Source organism: Aeromicrobium sp. PE09-221 (genome assembly GCF_002174305.1).
GTDB lineage: Bacteria > Actinomycetota > Actinomycetes > Propionibacteriales > Nocardioidaceae > Aeromicrobium.
Genome location: NZ_MIJB01000029.1, coordinates 48,020 through 64,708 on the forward strand (window position 1 = coordinate 48,020; position 16,689 = coordinate 64,708).

General features: G+C 67.7%; 16 protein-coding genes and 1 pseudogene. 8 read left to right on the plus strand and 9 right to left on the minus strand.

Translation table 11 applies throughout. The annotated features are described in order from the left end of the window. Positions 1-85 precede the first annotated feature (85 nt). Positions 86-1,483, plus strand: coding sequence for a dihydrolipoyl dehydrogenase (lpdA, locus tag BHE97_RS16060; protein ID WP_087625044.1), 1,398 nt, complete (start codon positions 86-88; stop codon positions 1,481-1,483). 130 nt (positions 1,484-1,613) lie between these two features. Here the strand turns inward: lpdA and BHE97_RS16065 are convergent, their stop codons facing one another. Then, a complete protein-coding gene (locus tag BHE97_RS16065) occupies positions 1,614-2,363 on the minus strand; it encodes a helical backbone metal receptor (protein ID WP_087625045.1) in 750 nt (249 codons plus the stop codon). Between the two features lie 245 nt (positions 2,364-2,608). Between BHE97_RS16065 and menB the strand changes: the two genes are divergently transcribed. The 4 genes from menB (at position 2,609) to BHE97_RS16085 (ending at position 6,136) form a co-directional block, all read left to right on the plus strand. Next, complete coding sequence (gene menB / locus BHE97_RS16070) at positions 2,609-3,439, plus strand: 1,4-dihydroxy-2-naphthoyl-CoA synthase (protein ID WP_087625046.1); 831 nt, start codon at positions 2,609-2,611, stop codon at positions 3,437-3,439. 240 nt (positions 3,440-3,679) lie between these two features. Beyond that, positions 3,680-4,549 (plus strand): ABC transporter substrate-binding protein, encoded by an 870-nt coding sequence (locus BHE97_RS16075; protein ID WP_087625047.1) that lies wholly within the window; start codon positions 3,680-3,682, stop codon positions 4,547-4,549. A gap of 26 nt (positions 4,550-4,575) precedes the next feature. After that, positions 4,576-5,406: an amino acid ABC transporter permease gene (locus BHE97_RS16080; protein ID WP_201791494.1), complete on the plus strand. Its 831-nt coding sequence runs from the start codon at positions 4,576-4,578 to the stop codon at positions 5,404-5,406. A gap of 1 nt (position 5,407) precedes the next feature. Continuing rightward, entirely contained in the window at positions 5,408-6,136 is a 729-nt protein-coding gene (locus BHE97_RS16085) for an amino acid ABC transporter ATP-binding protein (protein ID WP_087625049.1), read from the plus strand. Between the two features lie 3 nt (positions 6,137-6,139). On the opposite strand, the gene BHE97_RS16090 is transcribed toward BHE97_RS16085, so the two are convergent. The 5 genes from BHE97_RS16090 to icmF form a co-directional block, all read right to left on the minus strand. Next, the gene (locus tag BHE97_RS16090; protein WP_087625050.1) at positions 6,140-7,120 is read right to left on the minus strand and encodes an alpha/beta hydrolase; all 981 of its coding nucleotides are present in this window, start codon (positions 7,118-7,120) and stop codon (positions 6,140-6,142) included. Positions 7,121-7,137: 17 nt separating this feature from the next. After that, positions 7,138-7,623, minus strand: a complete 486-nt coding sequence (locus tag BHE97_RS16095; protein WP_236757746.1) for a flavin reductase family protein — start codon at positions 7,621-7,623, stop codon at positions 7,138-7,140. A 178-nt stretch (positions 7,624-7,801) separates the two neighbouring features. Then, positions 7,802-8,299 carry a thioesterase family protein gene (locus BHE97_RS16100; protein ID WP_087625051.1) on the minus strand — a complete coding sequence of 166 codons (498 nt, stop codon included), beginning with the start codon at positions 8,297-8,299 and terminating at the stop codon, positions 7,802-7,804. Between the two features lie 199 nt (positions 8,300-8,498). Beyond that, positions 8,499-8,966 carry a hypothetical protein gene (locus tag BHE97_RS16105; RefSeq protein WP_087625052.1) on the minus strand — a complete coding sequence of 156 codons (468 nt, stop codon included), beginning with the start codon at positions 8,964-8,966 and terminating at the stop codon, positions 8,499-8,501. 83 nt (positions 8,967-9,049) lie between these two features. After that, on the minus strand, positions 9,050-12,238 hold the full coding sequence (gene icmF, locus BHE97_RS16110) for a fused isobutyryl-CoA mutase/GTPase IcmF (protein ID WP_087625053.1): 3,189 nt from the start codon (positions 12,236-12,238) through the stop codon (positions 9,050-9,052). Between the two features lie 174 nt (positions 12,239-12,412). Between icmF and BHE97_RS16115 the strand changes: the two genes are divergently transcribed. Then, positions 12,413-12,901, plus strand: a complete 489-nt coding sequence (locus BHE97_RS16115) for a MarR family transcriptional regulator (protein WP_087625054.1) — start codon at positions 12,413-12,415, stop codon at positions 12,899-12,901. A 58-nt stretch (positions 12,902-12,959) separates the two neighbouring features. On the opposite strand, the gene BHE97_RS16120 is transcribed toward BHE97_RS16115, so the two are convergent. Genes BHE97_RS16120 through BHE97_RS16130 form a run of 3 tightly spaced genes read right to left on the minus strand, consistent with a single transcriptional unit; the run spans position 12,960 to position 14,790 of the window. Next, positions 12,960-13,487: a dihydrofolate reductase family protein gene (locus BHE97_RS16120; protein ID WP_201791483.1), complete on the minus strand. Its 528-nt coding sequence runs from the start codon at positions 13,485-13,487 to the stop codon at positions 12,960-12,962. Positions 13,488-13,526: 39 nt separating this feature from the next. Then, complete coding sequence (locus tag BHE97_RS16125) at positions 13,527-14,126, minus strand: TetR/AcrR family transcriptional regulator (RefSeq protein ID WP_087625055.1); 600 nt, start codon at positions 14,124-14,126, stop codon at positions 13,527-13,529. After that, the gene (locus BHE97_RS16130) at positions 14,110-14,790 is read right to left on the minus strand and encodes a hypothetical protein (RefSeq protein WP_087625056.1); all 681 of its coding nucleotides are present in this window, start codon (positions 14,788-14,790) and stop codon (positions 14,110-14,112) included. The genes BHE97_RS16125 and BHE97_RS16130 overlap by 17 nt, the downstream gene beginning before the upstream one ends. A gap of 247 nt (positions 14,791-15,037) precedes the next feature. Between BHE97_RS16130 and BHE97_RS21020 the strand changes: the two are divergent. Together BHE97_RS21020 and BHE97_RS21025 are read left to right on the plus strand one after the other, a co-directional pair. Next, positions 15,038-15,586: pseudogene (locus BHE97_RS21020) on the plus strand (cation:proton antiporter); the annotation flags it as partial. A gap of 67 nt (positions 15,587-15,653) precedes the next feature. Further along, positions 15,654-16,679, plus strand: a complete 1,026-nt coding sequence (locus BHE97_RS21025) for a cation:proton antiporter (protein WP_272896919.1) — start codon at positions 15,654-15,656, stop codon at positions 16,677-16,679. Positions 16,680-16,689 lie beyond the last annotated feature (10 nt).

The window sequence follows — 16,689 nt, forward strand, 5'->3', positions numbered from 1 at the left end:
CACCGTTTCGGCGGGGCCACCGGGGCACCGAGACACCGCGGAGCTTGCTAGGTTGGAGGGCGACCGAATCTTCGAAGGGGAGTCCATGTCCAACCGCTTTGACGTCGTGGTGCTCGGTGCCGGCCCCGGCGGCTATGTGGCCGCGATCCGCGCCGCCCAGCTCGGCAAGTCCGTCGCGATCATCGAGAGCAAGTACTGGGGCGGCGTGTGCCTCAATGTCGGCTGCATCCCGTCCAAGGCGCTCCTTCGCAACGCCGAGCTCGCCAATATCGTCAACCACGAGGCCGATGTGTTCGGCATCAGCGGTGACGTCTCCTTCGACTTCGGCAAGGCCTTCAGCCGCAGTCGCGAGGTCGCCGAGGGGCGCGTCAAGGGCGTGCACTTCCTGATGAAGAAGAACAAGATCACCGAGTTCGACGGCCGTGGCACGTTCACCGGACCGAACTCGATCGAGGTCGCGCTCAACGACGGCGGCACCGAGACCGTCGAGTTCGACAACGCCATCGTCGCCACCGGCTCGCGCGTGCGGATGCTCCCCGGCGTCGAGAAGTCCGACAACGTGCTCACCTACGAAGAGCAGATCATGCGCGAGGATCTCCCCGGATCCATCGCCATCGTCGGCGCCGGCGCCATCGGCATGGAGTTCGCCTATGTGCTGCGTGCCTACGGCGTCGACGTCACCATCATCGAGTTCCTCGATCGCGCGCTCCCCAATGAGGATCCCGAGGTCTCCAAGGAGATCACCAAGGCCTATAAGAAGCTCGGCATCCCGATCCTCGCCTCCACCAAGGTCGAAGAGGTCACCGACAACGGCGATGACGTGACGGTCCGCTATTCGGGCAAGAAGGGGGAGGAGACCATCACTGTCGACCGCGTCCTCGTCTCGATCGGCTTCCAGCCGAATGTCGAGGGTGTCGGTCTGGACGCCGCGGGCGTCGAGCTCACCGACCGCGGCGCCATCGCGATCGACGAGCGCATGCGCACCAATGTGCCGCACATCTACGCGATCGGCGATGTCACGATGAAGCTCCAGCTGGCTCACGTGGCCGAGGCGCAGGGCGTCGTGGCTGCTGAGACCATCGGCGAGGCCGAGACGATGGAGCTGGGCGACTACCGGATGATGCCGCGCGCCACCTTCACCACGCCCCAGGTCGCATCCTTCGGCCTCACCGAGGAGCAGGCCAAGGAGGAGGGCCACGACGTCATCGTCGCCAAGTTCCCCTTCACCGCCAACGGCAAGGCGCACGGTCTCGGCGATGCCACCGGCTTCGTCAAGCTCATCGCCGACAAGGAGCACTACGAGCTGCTCGGTGGCCACCTCATCGGTCCCGATGTCTCCGAGCTTCTCCCCGAGCTGACCCTCGCGCAGAAGTGGGACCTGGGCGCCCTCGAGCTGGCCCGCAATGTCCACACCCACCCGACCCTCAGCGAGGCCCTTCAGGAGGCCTTCCACGGCCTCGTCGGCCACATGATCAACTTCTGACCCGACCCGGTCCAGAACCCGTTGAGTGTGACGTTTGGACGGTGATTTCGACACAATCACCGTCCAAACGTTCCCCCGAGCACTTCGCAGAGCTCCGTGCAGGGTGGTGCCCCCACACTCAACGGGTTCGTCAGGTCAGCAGGGACTCGAGCTCGTCGCGGGCGGTGAGCAGGCTGGGGCCGTACCAGGTGAGGGACCGGCCCGAGCACAGCACCGTGCGCACCGTCGAGAAGGCCTCGGGACCGTCCTCGGCCGTGAAGACATAGGGCTCGTCGGGCAGCAGCACGAGGTCGATGTCGGCGCGGTCGATCTCGCTCAGGTCGACATGCGGGTACCGGTCCTCGTGCTTCTCGAAGACATTCTCCAGACCGAGCCGCGCCATGACATCGCCCGTGAACGTCGATGATCCGACCACCATCCACGGGTCGCGCCACACGGCGACCGCCGCCCTTCCTCGAGGTGCGGAGGCCGGGGTCGCCCACGCCTGCTCGGCCTCGGCGAGCCACTCGGGGACACCCCAGGACAGTCCATCGGTGAACAGCCGACGCATGGAGGCGAAGGCCTCGTCGAGGGTCTCGATCCGCGTGACCCACACCGGGATCCCCTCCGCGCGCAGTCGCTGCACGTCGAGCTCACGGTTCTCCTCCTGGTTCGCGACCACGAGATCGGGACGCAGGGAGGAGATGAGATCGAGATTCGGGTTCTTGGTGCCCCGGACGCGCGTGACGTCCAGTCCGGCGGGATGCGTGCACCAATCGGTGGCGCCGACGACGGCATCCGGCTCGGTCACCGCCATGGCCTCGGTGAGCGACGGGACCAGGCTCACCACGCGGCGCACGGGTCGGCGGGTGATCAGCTCGGCTCCCAAATCGTCTCGCATGGCTCCAGCCTAGAAGTCGTGGCCCAGCAGATGGCGGACGGTACAGAACGCAACACCCGGTCCGACGGAGGATGTGCATCTGTGGTTACTACGGCCACCGTGGATGCTCATGCTCCATGCGCGGGCGACGGAAGATGTGCATCTGCGGTTGCCCCAGCAACCGCGAAAGCTCAGCCTTCGTGGGCAACGCAGAGCGACAGAAACCGCGGGCGCGGGTCATCGGTCGATCATCTAGTCTGAGCGGCATGAGTGCTGCGATCGACTGGAATGCCTCGGGGGACTACTCCGATATCCGCTATGAGACCACGAGCGACGGGATCGCCAAGATCACCATCTGCCGTCCCGAGGTGCACAATGCGTTCCGGCCGCAGACGATCCGGCAGATCTCGCATGCGCTGAACGTCGCACGTGAGGACGAGGGGATCGGTGCGATCATCCTCACCGGCGAGGGCGACAAGGCCTTCTGCTCCGGCGGCGATCAGCGGGTGCGGGGAGATTCGGGTTACAAGACCGATGAGGGCGCCACCGGCCGCTTCGATGTGACCGACCTGCACGTGCAGATGCGCCGCACCCCCAAGCCGATCGTGGCGGCGGTGGCCGGGTGGGCGATCGGCGGCGGCCATGTGCTGCACCTCGTCTGCGACCTCACCATCGCGGCGGACAACGCCCGCTTCGGGCAGGTCGGCCCGAAGGTCGGCTCCTTCGACGGCGGCTACGGTGCGAGCGTCCTCTCCGATCTCGTCGGGCCGAAGAAGGCCAAGGAGATATGGTTCCTATGCCGCCAGTACGACGCGCAGGAGGCTCTCGAGATGGGGCTGATCAACACGGTCGTGCCGCTGGCCGAACTCGAGGCGACCGCCGTGGAGTGGTGCCGTGAGATGCTGGAGCGCTCGCCGTGGGCCATCCGGCTGTCGAAGATGAGCTTCCATGCGGCCGAGGACGGTTATGCCGGGATCCAGCAGCTCGCGCACGACGCCAACCTGCTGTTCTACGGCCAGCCGGAGGCCCAGGAGGGACGCGACGCGTACAAGGAGAAGCGCGCGCCGGACTTCTCGCAGTTCCCCCGCCGTCCCTAGCACGCCGGGGTGGCGGTAGCTGGCTAACCTCACCTCGTGCCCGGCGGTAGGCCAGCAACCTTATGGAGGCGGGGCCCAGTGGGGTGACGGGTTACCTCTACTCGTGAGGTGAGGTTGATGAGGTACCGCCACGGGCCGAGGGGTTGCAGCGTGCCCCCGCACTGGTCCGTTCGGGCTAATGCGGGGGCGCCGACATGGCCAGGCGTTGGCGATAGGTACCTGATCCCTAGAATATTGCCCATGCGTTCCCCCCGAATCCTCGGTCTGTCGGCTGCCGCGGGCGTGCTCGTGCTCGCCTCCGCCTGCTCGCCCGCCGACGACAATGACAACGACTCCGCCTCTGCCACGCCCGGTGAGGGCGAGTGCTCGGTCGACAGCCTGCCGGTCAAGAACGACGGCACCCTGACCATCGCCACCGATGACCCGGCCTTCGAACCCTGGTTCGCCGACAACGACCCCAGCAACGGCGAGGGCTACGAGGGCGCGGTCGCCTATGCGGTCGCCGAGGAGCTCGGCTTCGCTGCCGAGGACGTCGAATGGGTCGTCGTGCCCTTCAACTCCTCGTATCAGCCCGGTGCCAAGGACTTCGACTTCGACATCAACCAGATCTCGATCAGCGAGGACCGCGAGCAGGCCGTCGACTTCTCCGAGCCCTACTACTCCGCCGCTCAGGCGATCCTCACACTCGAGGACTCCGAGTTCGCCGGCGCCACTAGTCTCGAGGAGTTCGCCGATGCCCGCCTCGGCGCCCAGATCGGCACCACCTCGCTCACCGCGATCGACCAGATCGGACCGTCGACCGAGCCGCTCGTCTACGACGACACCGTCAAGGCGGCGCAGGCCCTCGAGAACGGTCAGGTCGACGCGATCGTGGCCGATCTGCCGAGCGCCTTCTACCTCACCGCCGCTGAGATCGACGGCTCCGCGATCGCCGGGCAGTTCCAGCCCGAGACCGGAGAGTCCGAGGAGTTCGGCCTGCTGATGGAGAAGGGCAGCGAGCTCAAGCCCTGCCTCGACGCCGCCATCGTCGAGCTCCGGGACAACGGCACCCTCGACGACATCGAGACCGAGTGGCTTTCAGAGTCCGCCGACGTCCCTGAGCTGCAGTGACCTCGACCCCACCCCGGGCGGACCGCGTGCTCAGCGCGCGCCAGCTCGAACGCAACGCCTACCGGATCCGCCAGTCGCGGCGGCGGGCGACGATCGCGGCAGTGTCCACGATCGTGGTGCTCGGCCTGCTGGTGCTCGTCGTGGTCAATGCCCCGGGGTGGGAACGGGTGCGCCTCACCTATTTCGACTGGGGACACGCCAAGGAGTCGTTCCCCAAGATCCTGGACGCGTTCTGGCTCAATATCCGGCTGTTCCTGACGATCGAGCTGTTCGTCCTGGCGGTCGCGCTGCTGATAGCCGTGATCCGGGTGATCCCGTCGCCCGCCCTGATGCCGCTGAAGATCATCGCGGCCCTCTATACCGACGTCTTCCGCGGTATCCCGACCCTGCTGATCGTCCTGCTGGTGGGCTTCGGGGTTCCGGCGCTGAACCTCAATGGGATGCCGACGAGCCTGTTCTGGCTCGGCGTCATCGCCCTCACTCTGAGCTACGGCGCCTATGTGGCCGAGGTGCTGCGCGCGGGGTTGCTCTCCATCCATCCGACACAGTGGGCCAGCGGTCGTGCGCTCGGGATGAGCTATCGGCAGACCCTGCGGCACATCGTGCTGCCGCAGGCGGTGCGACGGGTCTCGCCGCCGCTCATCAACGACTTCGTGGCCCTGCAGAAGGACACGGCACTGCTGTCGACCATCGGGCTGGTGGAGGCTCTGCGTGCCGCGCAGGTGTACTCGGCCTCGACCTTCAACTTCACGTCGCTGTGCGTCGCGGCGGTCTTCTTCATCGTCGTCACCATCCCGCTCGCACGGTTCACCGACTGGCTGACCATCCGATCGCTGCGTCGCGAGAACGGAATCTGACATGCTGCGCATTAAGGATCTGACCAAGGCCTATGGCGATCACGTCGTGCTCGACGGGATCGACCTGTCGGTCGCGCGCGGCGAGGTCGTCTGCCTCATCGGTGCCTCGGGCTCGGGCAAGTCGACCCTGCTGAGATGCTTGGACCTGCTGGAGATCACCGATGACGGCGATATCTGGCTGGACGACCGGGAGATCACCGATCCCACGGTCGATCCCGACGAGATCCGCCGCTCGATCGGCATCGTCTTCCAGTCCTACAATCTCTTCCCGCACCTGTCGGTGCTCGACAATGTGACGATCGGGCCGCGTCGGGTCCTGGGCCAGAAACGGGCCGAAGCGGAGCGGCGCGCGCACGAGCTGCTGGACCGCATCGGTCTGGACGGCAAGTCGGATGCCTACCCCGACGCCCTGTCCGGCGGTCAGCAGCAGCGGGTGGCGTTGATCCGCGCCGTCGCGATGCAGCCGAAGCTCCTACTCCTCGATGAGGTCACGGCGGCCCTCGATCCGATGCTCGTGGGAGACGTGCTCGATGTCGTGCGGGACCTCGCGGCGGAGGGGCACACGATCGTCATGGCGACGCACGAGATGGCCTTCGCCCGAGAGTCCGCGGACCGGATCGTCTTCCTCGCCGATGGCCGTATCGTCGAGGAGGGCACGCCTGAGCAGATCTTCACGGCGCCCCGCGAGGCCCGCACCCGAGAGTTCCTCGCCCGTCATCTGCCCGCCTGACCGCTATCGGGTGACGCGCGCGAGGAAGTCCTTCGTCGCGTCCAGGACCTGCTGACTCTCCGGCAGGTTCAGGTCGAACTGGAACTCGTGGCCGAGAGGCGGCTCATGGTCGGCGGGCCAGAAGAGGGCCGTGACATCGACACCCGCGTCGGTGAGCCGCTCGGTGAACAATCGGCCCTGGATCGTGAGCGGATCACCGTTCCCGCCTGTCACGAGCGTCGGCACGTATCTGGAGCTCACGTGCTCGGCGACGGAGGCTTCGCGTACGCGGGGGGAGTCGAAGGACGTGGTGGCGAAGTAGGCACGTCCGACGGTCCGGACGAACCAGCCCCCGATGCCGCGGGCGCCCGCCAGGAGGGCCGGTGCCTGCGGCCCGCAGTGGGAGATGACCCCGCACAGCTGTCCGGCGCCGATCGCGGGTCGTAGGCCGATGAGATCGGCATAGGACGGCTCGGTGATCGCCGCCGCGAGCTGAGCGCTGATCTGGGCCCCCGCAGAGTCGCCGGCGAGGACGAGCCGGTCCGCGTCGATGTGCAGCTCCTCGGCGTGTTCGACGAGCCAGCCGATCGCCGCGTTCACCTGACGCAGGGGCAGCGGATACCGGGCGGCCGGCGCGAGGGTGTAGTCGACGGCGACGACCGTGTATCCCTCGGCCGCGAGGATCTTCGCGTATGGCTCGACATCGGCCGGAGATCCGGCGACCCAGCCGCCTCCGTGGACCCAGACGACCGTCGGCAGAGGGTGCTCGGTGCCCTCCGGGTACCAGACGTCCAGGAGCTCCTCTGGTCGTGTGCCGTAGGCGACACCACGACGACCAGCGACGTGCGCGGGAACGAAGGGCGCCAACCGTGCGACGGTGCGCGCCCCGCCTCGGGTGAAGGCCCGCCGGATGAGTGCCGAACCCGCGCGCGGCACGCGCCAGAGGCACAGGAGGACGAGGCCGGCTATCGCCGCGAGGAGCAGGAACGCGCGTTGTGGCACCATACGCGCAGCGTAGGACCTCAGAAGGCCTGGTGGGTGCCGAAGGTCCGCTGCCAGTAGGCGAGTGGCCGCCCCGCGGCTGCCTCGGCCTCCACGACATCGCCGAGCACGAGTGTGTGGTCGCCCGCGGGCACGAGACTCGCCACGTCCGCGAGCACCCAGGCGTGCACGTCGTGCAGTCGCGGGGCCCCGGCGTCCTCCCAGGCGATATCGGCGAACCGATCGTGGACGTCCTTGCTGAAGCGCAGCGCGATCTGGTCGTGATGGGCCGCGAGCACGTTGACCCCGAACTGCCCACCCCGGCTCAACCGCGCCAACAGGCTCGACGTGCGCGACAGCGACAGCAGAACCATCGGCGGATCCATCGACAGCGACATGACGCCGCTGAGGGTGGTGCCGTGTGGACGGCCTCCCCCGGAGGAGGTCGTGACGACGCATAGACCGGTCGTGAGGTTCGCCATGGCGCGCCGGAGGGCCGTCTGCAGGGCGGGGTCGCTGCGGGTCACCGTCACGACGCCACGCCCCCGTGATCGCCGAGGGGGGTGGAGATGCTCGCGGGGACGGCGCCGGTGAGGGGAGCGGTCGTTGCCATGTCAGCTACAGTGCTCCGCTCGGCTCCGTTCCGGAGCGCTGCTCACCCTGTGGTCAGGTGCCTCGCTGATCGACGATCTGTGTTAGGACGTGTCAGCGACGGATGGCGATCGAGCCGCTGAGCGGCAAGGCGACATCAGTACGGTCCTCCTCGATCGCCGCCGCGATGAGGGCGGCGACATCGTCGGGGAAGGGCACCGGACGACGGCTGCTGAAGTCGACGTGGACGGCGATGGCCTCCATGACGCAGGCGAGCTGACCACGTGTGCGGTTGGTGATGAGTGCGGCCATATGGAGGGCCTTTGCACCGGCATCGACGGTGACCGTGTGCACACCGATCTCGTCGCCTTCGACCGCCTCTGCGAGATAGCGCAGGTGCTGCTCGGCCGTGAACGTGGTGAGTCCGCGTTCGGCGATGTAGGTATCGGGCATCCCGAGGTCCTGACGGTTGCGATCCCACATGGCGTGTCCGCCGAAGGCGAAATAGTGGCCGATGTTCATGTGGCCGTTGACATCGAGATGCTCCGGGCCGACCACGTGCTCGGCGGTCAGGGGCAGTCTCACGATCTGCTCGTACGGGAAGGGAGACACGCTCCGACCTTACCGGCGAGTAGCCGTCGGCAGGCGAGGGCCAGGACGGCGGTGCCCTCGTGCGGGCCTCCACACCGCTCGGTCCCCCGTCTCCGCGACGGGACGAGGAGTGCGGGATCGAGGCACGCGGGACCCCGGCGACGAGCACTCCTCGCCGGACACGATCATCCACTCACCCGGTCTCGAACCGGGGTGACTCTCAGACCGGCGGTGGGGTGTCGCGGCGCGCGTGTCGGGGATCGCCGACGGCCGGATCGTCCGCTGCCGACCCCGCATCGTCGGAGCGCGCCGAACGTCGAGGGGTCTCCCCTCCCGGTCCGTCGGGGTCGATCTCGTCGGCCTGGCGGAGCTGGTCATCCGCGGCGGTGCGCGTCGTATCGGCTTCGGCCCCGAGCGCCTCGGCCTGTGCGGCCAAGCGGTCGGCCTCCAACTGCGCCTGCTCGGCATCGGCCTGAGCGGTCGTGGCTTCCGCCTCCGCGCGGTGCGCCTCGACATGTCCCTCACGGGCGTTCTCACGGAGGTCGGCCGCCTGGATGCGGCGATGCTCACGCTGCTCCTGCTCACGGCGCTGCTTCGCCTTGGTGCTGTTGCGCAGCGCGAAGGCGATGATCGCGACGATGACGAGGACGGCGACGATCGCTACGGCGACCCAGATCATGGTGTCCATGCGGTGCTCCCTTCAGCGGGTGGATCCGCTCTCACCCCTTCGTACCGCACTCACGACCGTCCCGCTCGGCGAGCAGGGTCCGCTCAGGCGTTGCGCCGGTACTGGCCGCCGACCTCGAAGAAGGCATCGGTGATCTGCTGCAGGGAGCACACCCGCGCCGCGTCCATGAGCACCGCGAACACGTTCTCGCCTCCCATCGCCGCTTCCTTCAGGCGTGTCAAGGCCACCTCGGCATCGGCGCGGTGGGTGCGGTGGAACTCCTCGAGGCGCTCGAGCTGGGACCGCTTCTCCGCCTCGGTCGCACGGGCGAGCTCCACGGTGGGCGGCTCGTCGCCGGTGTCCTGCGGTCGGAAGGTGTTGACACCGATGATCGGCAGCGAGCCGTCGTGCTTGCGCTGCTCGTAGAGCATCGACTCGTCCTGGATGCGGCCGCGCTGGTAGCCGGTCTCCATCGCCCCGAGAACGCCCCCGCGTTCGCTGATCGCATCGAACTCGCGCAGCACCGCCTCCTCCACCAGGTCGGTGAGCTCGTCGATGATGAACGAGCCCTGCAGGGGGTTCTCATTCATCGCGAGCCCCCACTCGCGATTGATGATGAGCTGGATCGCCAGGGCACGGCGCACCGACTCGGCGCTCGGGGTCGTGACCGCCTCGTCGTAGGCATTGGTGTGCAGGCTGTTGGCATTGTCGTAGATGGCGGTGAGCGCCTGGAGCGTCGTGCGGATGTCGTTGAAGTGCATCTCCTGCGCGTGCAGCGAGCGGCCCGAGGTCTGCACGTGGTACTTGAGCTTCTGGCTGCGCTCGGCTGCGCCGTACTTGTCGCGCATCGTCACCGCCCAGATGCGGCGAGCGACACGGCCGAGGACCGAGTACTCCGGATCCATGCCGTTGCTGAAGAAGAAGGACAGGTTGGGCGCGAAGTCGTCGATGTCCATGCCCCGCGCGAGATAGGACTCGACATAGGTGAAGCCATTGGCGAGCGTGAAGGCGAGCTGGCTGATGGGGTTCGCTCCGGCCTCGGCGATGTGATAGCCCGAGATCGACACCGAGTAGAAGTTCCGCACCCCCTCGTCGATGAACCACTGCTGGATGTCGCCCATCATTTTGAGGCTGAACTCCGTGGAGAACAGGCAGGTGTTCTGGCCCTGATCCTCCTTGAGGATGTCGGCCTGCACCGTGCCGCGGACGGTCTGCAGCGCACCGCGGCGCAGTTCCTCCCGCTCGGCGTCGTCGGGATCGCGGCCCTCGCGCTCGCGGAAGACCTCGACTTGCTGGTCGATGACAGTGTTGAGGAAGAAAGCGAGCACGGTGGGGGCGGGACCGTTGATCGTCATCGACACGCTGGTAGTCGGTGCGGTCAGATCGAAGCCGTCGTAGAGGGCCTTCATATCGTCGAGCGTCGCGACCGAGACGCCGGAGGTGCCGACCTTGCCGTAGATATCCGGACGGAGATCGGGGTCGCGGCCGTACAGGGTGACCGAGTCGAAGGCGGTCGACAGGCGGGTGGCTGGCTGGCCCTCGCTGAGCAGCTTGAAACGGCGATTGGTGCGGAAGGGGTCGCCCTCACCGGCGAACATGCGCGCCGGGTCCTCGTTGTCCCGCTTGAACGGGAACACCCCGGCGGTGAACGGGAAGAAGCCGGGCAGGTTCTCCTTGCGCCAGAACCGCACCAGCTCTCCGTGGTCGGTGAAGCGCGGGAGCGCGACCCGTGGGATCCTCGACCCCGCCAGTGATTCGCGGGTGAGCTGGGTGTGGATCTCCTTGTCCCGGACCACCACGGTCTGCTTGTCGCCGGAGTAGGACTCGATGATCGAGGGCCAGGCCGCCAGCTGGTCGCGGACCTCGACGGGCAACTCGGTCTCCGCGCGATCGGCTGCCTCGAGCACCGAGGTCTCACCCAACTCGGCGGCGACCTCGCGGAGACGTTGGGCGCGCGCGGTCTGGCGCGCGAGCTCCGCGGTCCGCGCGTGGTAGCCACGCACAGTCTCGGCGATCTCGGCCAGGTACCGCACGCGGCCCGGAGGCATGACGTGGTCCTCGTCGCTGGAATGACGCACCGATACAGCCGGCAGCACGCCCGGGTCGATGCCGACCAGCTCGCGCACGGCCTGGTAGAGCGCGGTGACCCCGTCGTCGTCGAAGGTCGCCGCCGACGTGCCGAAGACGGGCATCTCCTCGGGCCTGGAGCCGAAGGCCTCGCGGTTGCGCACCAGCTGACGACCCACGTCGCGGAGCGCATCCTTGGCGCCGCGTCGCTCGAACTTGTTGATCGCCACGATATCGGCGAAGTCGAGCATGTCGATCTTCTCCAGCTGCGATGCCGCGCCGAACTCCGGAGTCATGACATACAGCGAGTGGTCGACGAAGGGCAGGATCCCGGCATCGCCCTGGCCGATGCCGGGGGTTTCGACGATCACGAGATCATTCCCGGCCGCCTTCAGCACCGCGATCGCATCGGCGAGGCCCTCGGGGATCTCGTGTGCGCCTCGGGTGGCGAGGGAGCGGAAGTAGACGCGGTCGCCGTCGAGGGCATTCATCCGGATGCGGTCACCGAGCAGCGCGCCGCCGCCCTTGCGCCGCGTCGGGTCGACGGCGATGACGCCGATCCGCAGCTTGTCCTGCTGGTCGACGCGGAATCGGCGCACCAGCTCGTCGGTGAGTGAGCTCTTGCCCGACCCGCCCGTTCCGGTGATACCGAGGACGGGCGTGGTCGATGCGAGGGCGGCCCCGCGGATCCGGTCGCCGAGGGTGCCGTCGAGCCTCCCGAGCTCGGCACCGGAGATCGCCCGCGCGACCGCTGCGCGGTCCCCGGCGAGCACCGCGGACGGCTCGGGCCGATCCAGGTCCCAGAGGTCGACATCGCACTCGGCGATCAGTTCGTTGATCATGCCCGCGAGCCCCAGGCGCTGGCCGTCCTCGGGGGAGAAGATGTGCACGCCGGTGGCGCGCAATCGAGCGATCTCCTCGGGCACGATGACCCCACCCCCGCCGCCATAGACCTGGACATGGCGCACGCCTCGTTGGGCGAGCGATTCCACGAGATACTCGAAGAACTCGACATGGCCGCCCTGGTAGGAGCTGACTGCCACCCCCTGCACGTCCTCCTCGACCGCGGCGTCGACGATCTCGGCGACCGAACGGTTGTGCCCGAGATGGATCACCTCAGCGCCCTGGCTCTGCAGGATGCGCCGCATGATGTTGATGCTCGCATCGTGTCCGTCGAACAGCGCCGAGGCGGTGACGAAGCGAACCGGGTGGGTGGGGACGTGCATGCTGACCTCGCTGAGTAGTTCCTAGGCCATAAAATAGTCGGACTTCCTACTAAATGAAAGCCGCTGATTCACTCGTTCTCGTTGAGTGTGACGTTTGGACGGCAAAATCGCTGAATTCGCCGTCCAAACGTCACACTCAACGAGAACGGGAGCCGGTCGGTTAGGCTTCTGCGCATGGCGCCGCTGGAGTTCGACCCGATCGAGCGGGCGGGCGATCTCTGGGAGCGGCATGTCGGCGATGCGACGTCCATGCGACTGGTCACCTCGCTCATGCGAGCCCAGCAGATCGTGCTCGCCCGACTGGAGGCGGTCCTGAAGCCGCTCGGCATCACCTTCGCGCGCTATGAGGTGCTGCGACTGCTGTCCTTCAGCCGCTTCGGCTCCCTACCGCTCAGCAAGATCGGCGAGCGGCTCATGGTGCATCCCACCTCGGTCACCAATGCGATCGACCGCCTGGTGGCACAGGGCCTTGTGACGAGAGCCGTCGACGAGGGTGACCGCCGGCGGGTGCTGGCATCGTTGACGGCCGAGGGCGGGCAGGTGCTCGATCAGGCCACGCAGGCGCTCGTCGCCATCGACTTCGGTGTCGACGGCCTGACCTCGGACCAGCAACGCCAGGCCTATGAGCTGTTGCGAGTGCTGCGCTCGGCCGACTGGACCTGATCGTCAGCACAGCGTCCCGGGCGCCTATCCACCGCCGCGGAAGGAACTGCCACCCTCCTCAGCGCAGGACGCGGTACCAGTGGGCGGTGCTGCCGGGTTTGCGTTCGAGCCGCACCTGCTGGCCGCCGGCTCGATGGAACAGCGGGGTCCCGTCGCCGAGGAGCACCGGTGCGACGAACACGAGGATCTCATCGAGCAGGCCGGCATCGTGGACGCTGCCCGCGGCCTCTGCGCCGAGGATGTTCACATAGTGGCCCGCCGCCAGCTCCGTCGCTCGCTCGACCGCCGTCCGCACGTCATCGGTCACCAGGTCGACGCCCGGCTGGTTCGGGTCGAGCGTTCGGCTGAGCACCACGGCCGGACCCCCGTAGGATCCGCCGAAGGCGCCCTCGCTGTCCGTGCCCGCATTCGGGTCGTCGCCTCGATGCGTCCGGCCGCCCACCAGCAGGCAGCCGACCTCCTCGACGAGTGTGTCGGCCTCCGGGCCCAGGTCGTCTTCGAGATAGGGGGTCAGCCACCCCATGTCGCCACCCGGTCCCGCGATGTAGCCGTCGAGGGACATCGTGGCGGAATAGAGGGTCGTCATCGGTGTAGCGTCTCATGCGGCCGATGCTCGATGGAACTCTCAGCCGGGTGGGAGCAGGAAGGTCCGCGTCAGCACGGTGCGCAGGCGGACGAGCTCGAAGCTCGCGTCGAAGTCCTCGTCGCCGGACCGCAGGTAGAGGCCGTCACTGATCGATTGCGCCCATGTCGCCGCATGCGCCGGCTTCCAGTCTGGGTCGGCGCGACCCTCGGTCTGCAGGCGGGTGATGAGATCGGCGAGCCTGCCATGAGCCACGGCGTCGACGGCGCCGAGCAGTTCTCCGACGACTGGATCGGTCCTCAGCTGTCCGAGCAGCATGAATGTCAATGGGCCGGCGAGGGGATCGCGCAGGTCCTCGGTGAGGCGGTCGATCACCTGCCAGAAGGCGATCAGCGCGTCGTCGTCCTCGATGGCGCGGAGGTCGGCAATCGTCACGTCGCGGTCGACCTCCAGCATGCCGTGGAGGATGGCCCGTTTGTCGGCGAAGTAGTGGAAGATGGTGCCGGATCCGAGGCCGCTCTTGCGGCAGATGTCCTTGACCGTGGCCCCGTCGTAGCCCTTCTCGGCGAAGGCGTGTGCCGCACCGGCGACGATCTGCTCACGTCGCCGCGCGTGCAGGAGGGGGTCAGTCCGGCGAGCCATCGTCGGCCTCTCGTTCGCGCTCCTGCCGCTTGCGGCGCCTCTCCAGTTCGCCCAGGCCGATGACGACTGCGACGGTGAAGGGAACGGCGTACTGTAGCCACGACAGGTCGAGATCGGGCAGCCAGCCGAACCAGTCCCAGTCGGGCAGCAACCGCGAGATCCAGTAGACCGGATCGATGTAGCGCAACCAGTCCGGGGGCGAGATATCTGGAAGATCCGGCAGCCAGGACCAGTCGATGCGCGGCAGCAGCCCACGGAAGAAGGCGCTCAGCAGGGCACTGATGCCCAGCAGCCCGATGAGCATGCCGAGCCCGGTGGTGAGGACGTGCCGGGCGGCGAAGAGGTGGGGGTGCCGTTCGCGCCAGTCGTAGCGTCGCCGTGCGCGGGTGCCGGCAGGAGGGACGAAGTCGATGCGTGTCGTGCCGGTACCCGCGCTGCACTCCACGAGCCGCACGCTGCGGATGCTGCGCCGTGCGTTCAGCCCGATGAGCACCGTCTGCTCGATATCGTCGTCGACTGTGCCGAGGCCGATCTCGGTGTCATCGAAGGCGCCGGCACTGCGTTCTTCGATGAGCTCACCGTCGCAGGTCGCGCGGACGGCACCGCCCCCGATGTTCTCGATGATGAGGTCGCGGCGTCGGTCGCGGAGGGTCCAGGTGCTCACGCGGACCCTCCTCGACGGGTGGACGGTCGGAGGGCGAACGAATTCCTGGAATCCATATTCTAAGAATAGCCTTTTCGGCCACGACGATCGATCGTTGCTGGGCGGTGAGCCGTCCCGCACTGCTGGCGCTCGGATAGGTGACAGCTCACCGCCTGGGGGAGGTGAAAAGCGGACACCGAAGAGGCGGTGCGAGTAGCGTCAGGGTGTGGAGCTCACGTTGATCGTCGTCGTCGCATTGCTGGTGATCGTGGCCGTCCATGCGGTCGCCGGGCGTATCGGGGTTGCGGCGCCTCTGGTGTTGGTACTGGTCGGTATCGCCGTGAGTCTGGTGCCGGCGGTGCCGGCGGTGCCGGATATCGACGTCGAGCCCGAGTGGATCCTCGGGGTTGTGCTCCCGCCGCTGCTCTACGCAGCCGCGGTGCGGGTGCCGACGATGGATTTTCGCCGTGACTTCAAGGTGATCTCCGGCCTCTCGGTCGTGCTGGTGGTGATCTCCTCGGTCGTCATCGGCTGGGTGATCTCGATGTTGATCCCCGGTATCGGCCTGGCGACGGGCATCGCCCTCGGCGCCATCGTCAGCCCCACCGATGCCGTGGCCACCTCGATCGTCCGTAAGGCCCGGGTGTCGCCGCGCATCGTGACCGTGCTCGAGGGAGAGAGCATGCTGAACGACGCTTCGGCGCTGGTCCTGCTGCGGTCCGCCATCGCCGCGACGGGAGCCAGTGTCTCGTTGTGGGGCGTTGCGAGCGACTTCCTCTACGCCGTGGCGGTCGCCATCGTCATCGGCTTCGTCGTCGGCCACCTCAACCTCGCCGTACGCGCCAAGCTCGGTGACCCCACGGCCGGTGTGGCCATCACCATCCGTGGCGCCCTTCGCGGCCTATCTCCCGGCCGAGCATCTGGACGCTTCGGGGCTCGTCGCCGCGGTGGTCGCAGGTCTCGTCGCCGGACACGGATCGCCTCGCCGGCTCACTGCTCAGGACCGGACGACCGAGCGGGCGGTCTGGGGCACACTGGAGTTCGTGCTGGAGAGCGCCGTCTTCCTGCTGATTGGCCTCGAGCTCGAGGCGATCGTGCGCGATGTGCAGGAGCAGCGCGGCAATCCCTGGCAGGCCCTCGTCTACGCCTCGATTGTGGTGGTCCTGGTCCTGGTGCTCCGGTCCGGCTTCGTCGGCCCGCTGATCTGGTGGATGGGCCGGCGTCGGCGGCGTTTTCCCGAACTGCGCGAGCGGATCAACGAGGCCCAGGGGCGGGTCGCCGCGGCACCGGACCACCCGCGCTCGGAGCGGATCGGGTGGATGCTGAATCAGAAGCTCGCTGACCTCGACTACTTCACCGAGGCGCAGTTCGGTCGCCGCGCGGCCGTGGTGCTCGTCTGGGCCGGCATGCGCGGTGCAGTCACCCTGGCCGCGGCTCAGACCCTCCCGGCGGAGACGCCGCAACGCTCGCTCTTGGTGCTCATCGCTTTCGTGGTGGCGGTCGGGACGTTGATCATCCAGGGCGGCACGCTGCCCTGGCTCGTCGGCCGGCTGGGCCTCAGCGGCGGCGATCCCGGTGCTACGGAGCGAGAGCGCGACGAACTCCGATCACATCTGCGCACCACCTCTCGCGCATGGCTCGAGGAACAGGAGCGACTCGATGACAGCATCCTGGACGGCGCGATGATCGAGCGCCTGCGCAGGATGATGGAGGCGCAGGAGAGCGCCGAGCCGGCCTTCGACATCGCCCAGGTCCGCCGGATGCGGTTGGCGCTCATCGACGCCGATCGCGCCGAGTTGCTGCGGCTGATCGACATCGGCACCTTCAGCTCGCAGGTCATCGAAGAACAGCTGAACCGCCTCGACGCCGAGCAGATCGGCCTCGAGCTACGCGATCACGAGGACGACTGAGAGAGGCCGC

Excerpts from the sequence above, each read along its gene's own strand:
- BHE97_RS16115 (WP_087625054.1), top strand. The coding sequence starts at position 12,413 with ATGGCGCCGCTGGAGTTCGACCCGATCGAGCGGGCGGGCGATCTCTGG.
- BHE97_RS16065 (WP_087625045.1), bottom strand. The coding sequence starts at position 2,363 with ATGCGAGACGATTTGGGAGCCGAGCTGATCACCCGCCGACCCGTGCGC.
- lpdA (WP_087625044.1), top strand. The coding sequence starts at position 86 with ATGTCCAACCGCTTTGACGTCGTGGTGCTCGGTGCCGGCCCCGGCGGC.
- menB (WP_087625046.1), top strand. The coding sequence starts at position 2,609 with ATGAGTGCTGCGATCGACTGGAATGCCTCGGGGGACTACTCCGATATC.
- BHE97_RS16085 (WP_087625049.1), top strand. The coding sequence starts at position 5,408 with ATGCTGCGCATTAAGGATCTGACCAAGGCCTATGGCGATCACGTCGTG.
- BHE97_RS16105 (WP_087625052.1), bottom strand. The coding sequence starts at position 8,966 with ATGGACACCATGATCTGGGTCGCCGTAGCGATCGTCGCCGTCCTCGTC.
- BHE97_RS16075 (WP_087625047.1), top strand. The coding sequence starts at position 3,680 with ATGCGTTCCCCCCGAATCCTCGGTCTGTCGGCTGCCGCGGGCGTGCTC.
- BHE97_RS16090 (WP_087625050.1), bottom strand. The coding sequence starts at position 7,120 with ATGGTGCCACAACGCGCGTTCCTGCTCCTCGCGGCGATAGCCGGCCTC.
- icmF (WP_087625053.1), bottom strand. The coding sequence starts at position 12,238 with ATGCACGTCCCCACCCACCCGGTTCGCTTCGTCACCGCCTCGGCGCTG.
- BHE97_RS16120 (WP_201791483.1), bottom strand. The coding sequence starts at position 13,487 with ATGACGACCCTCTATTCCGCCACGATGTCCCTCGACGGCTACATCGCG.
- BHE97_RS16125 (WP_087625055.1), bottom strand. The coding sequence starts at position 14,126 with ATGGCTCGCCGGACTGACCCCCTCCTGCACGCGCGGCGACGTGAGCAG.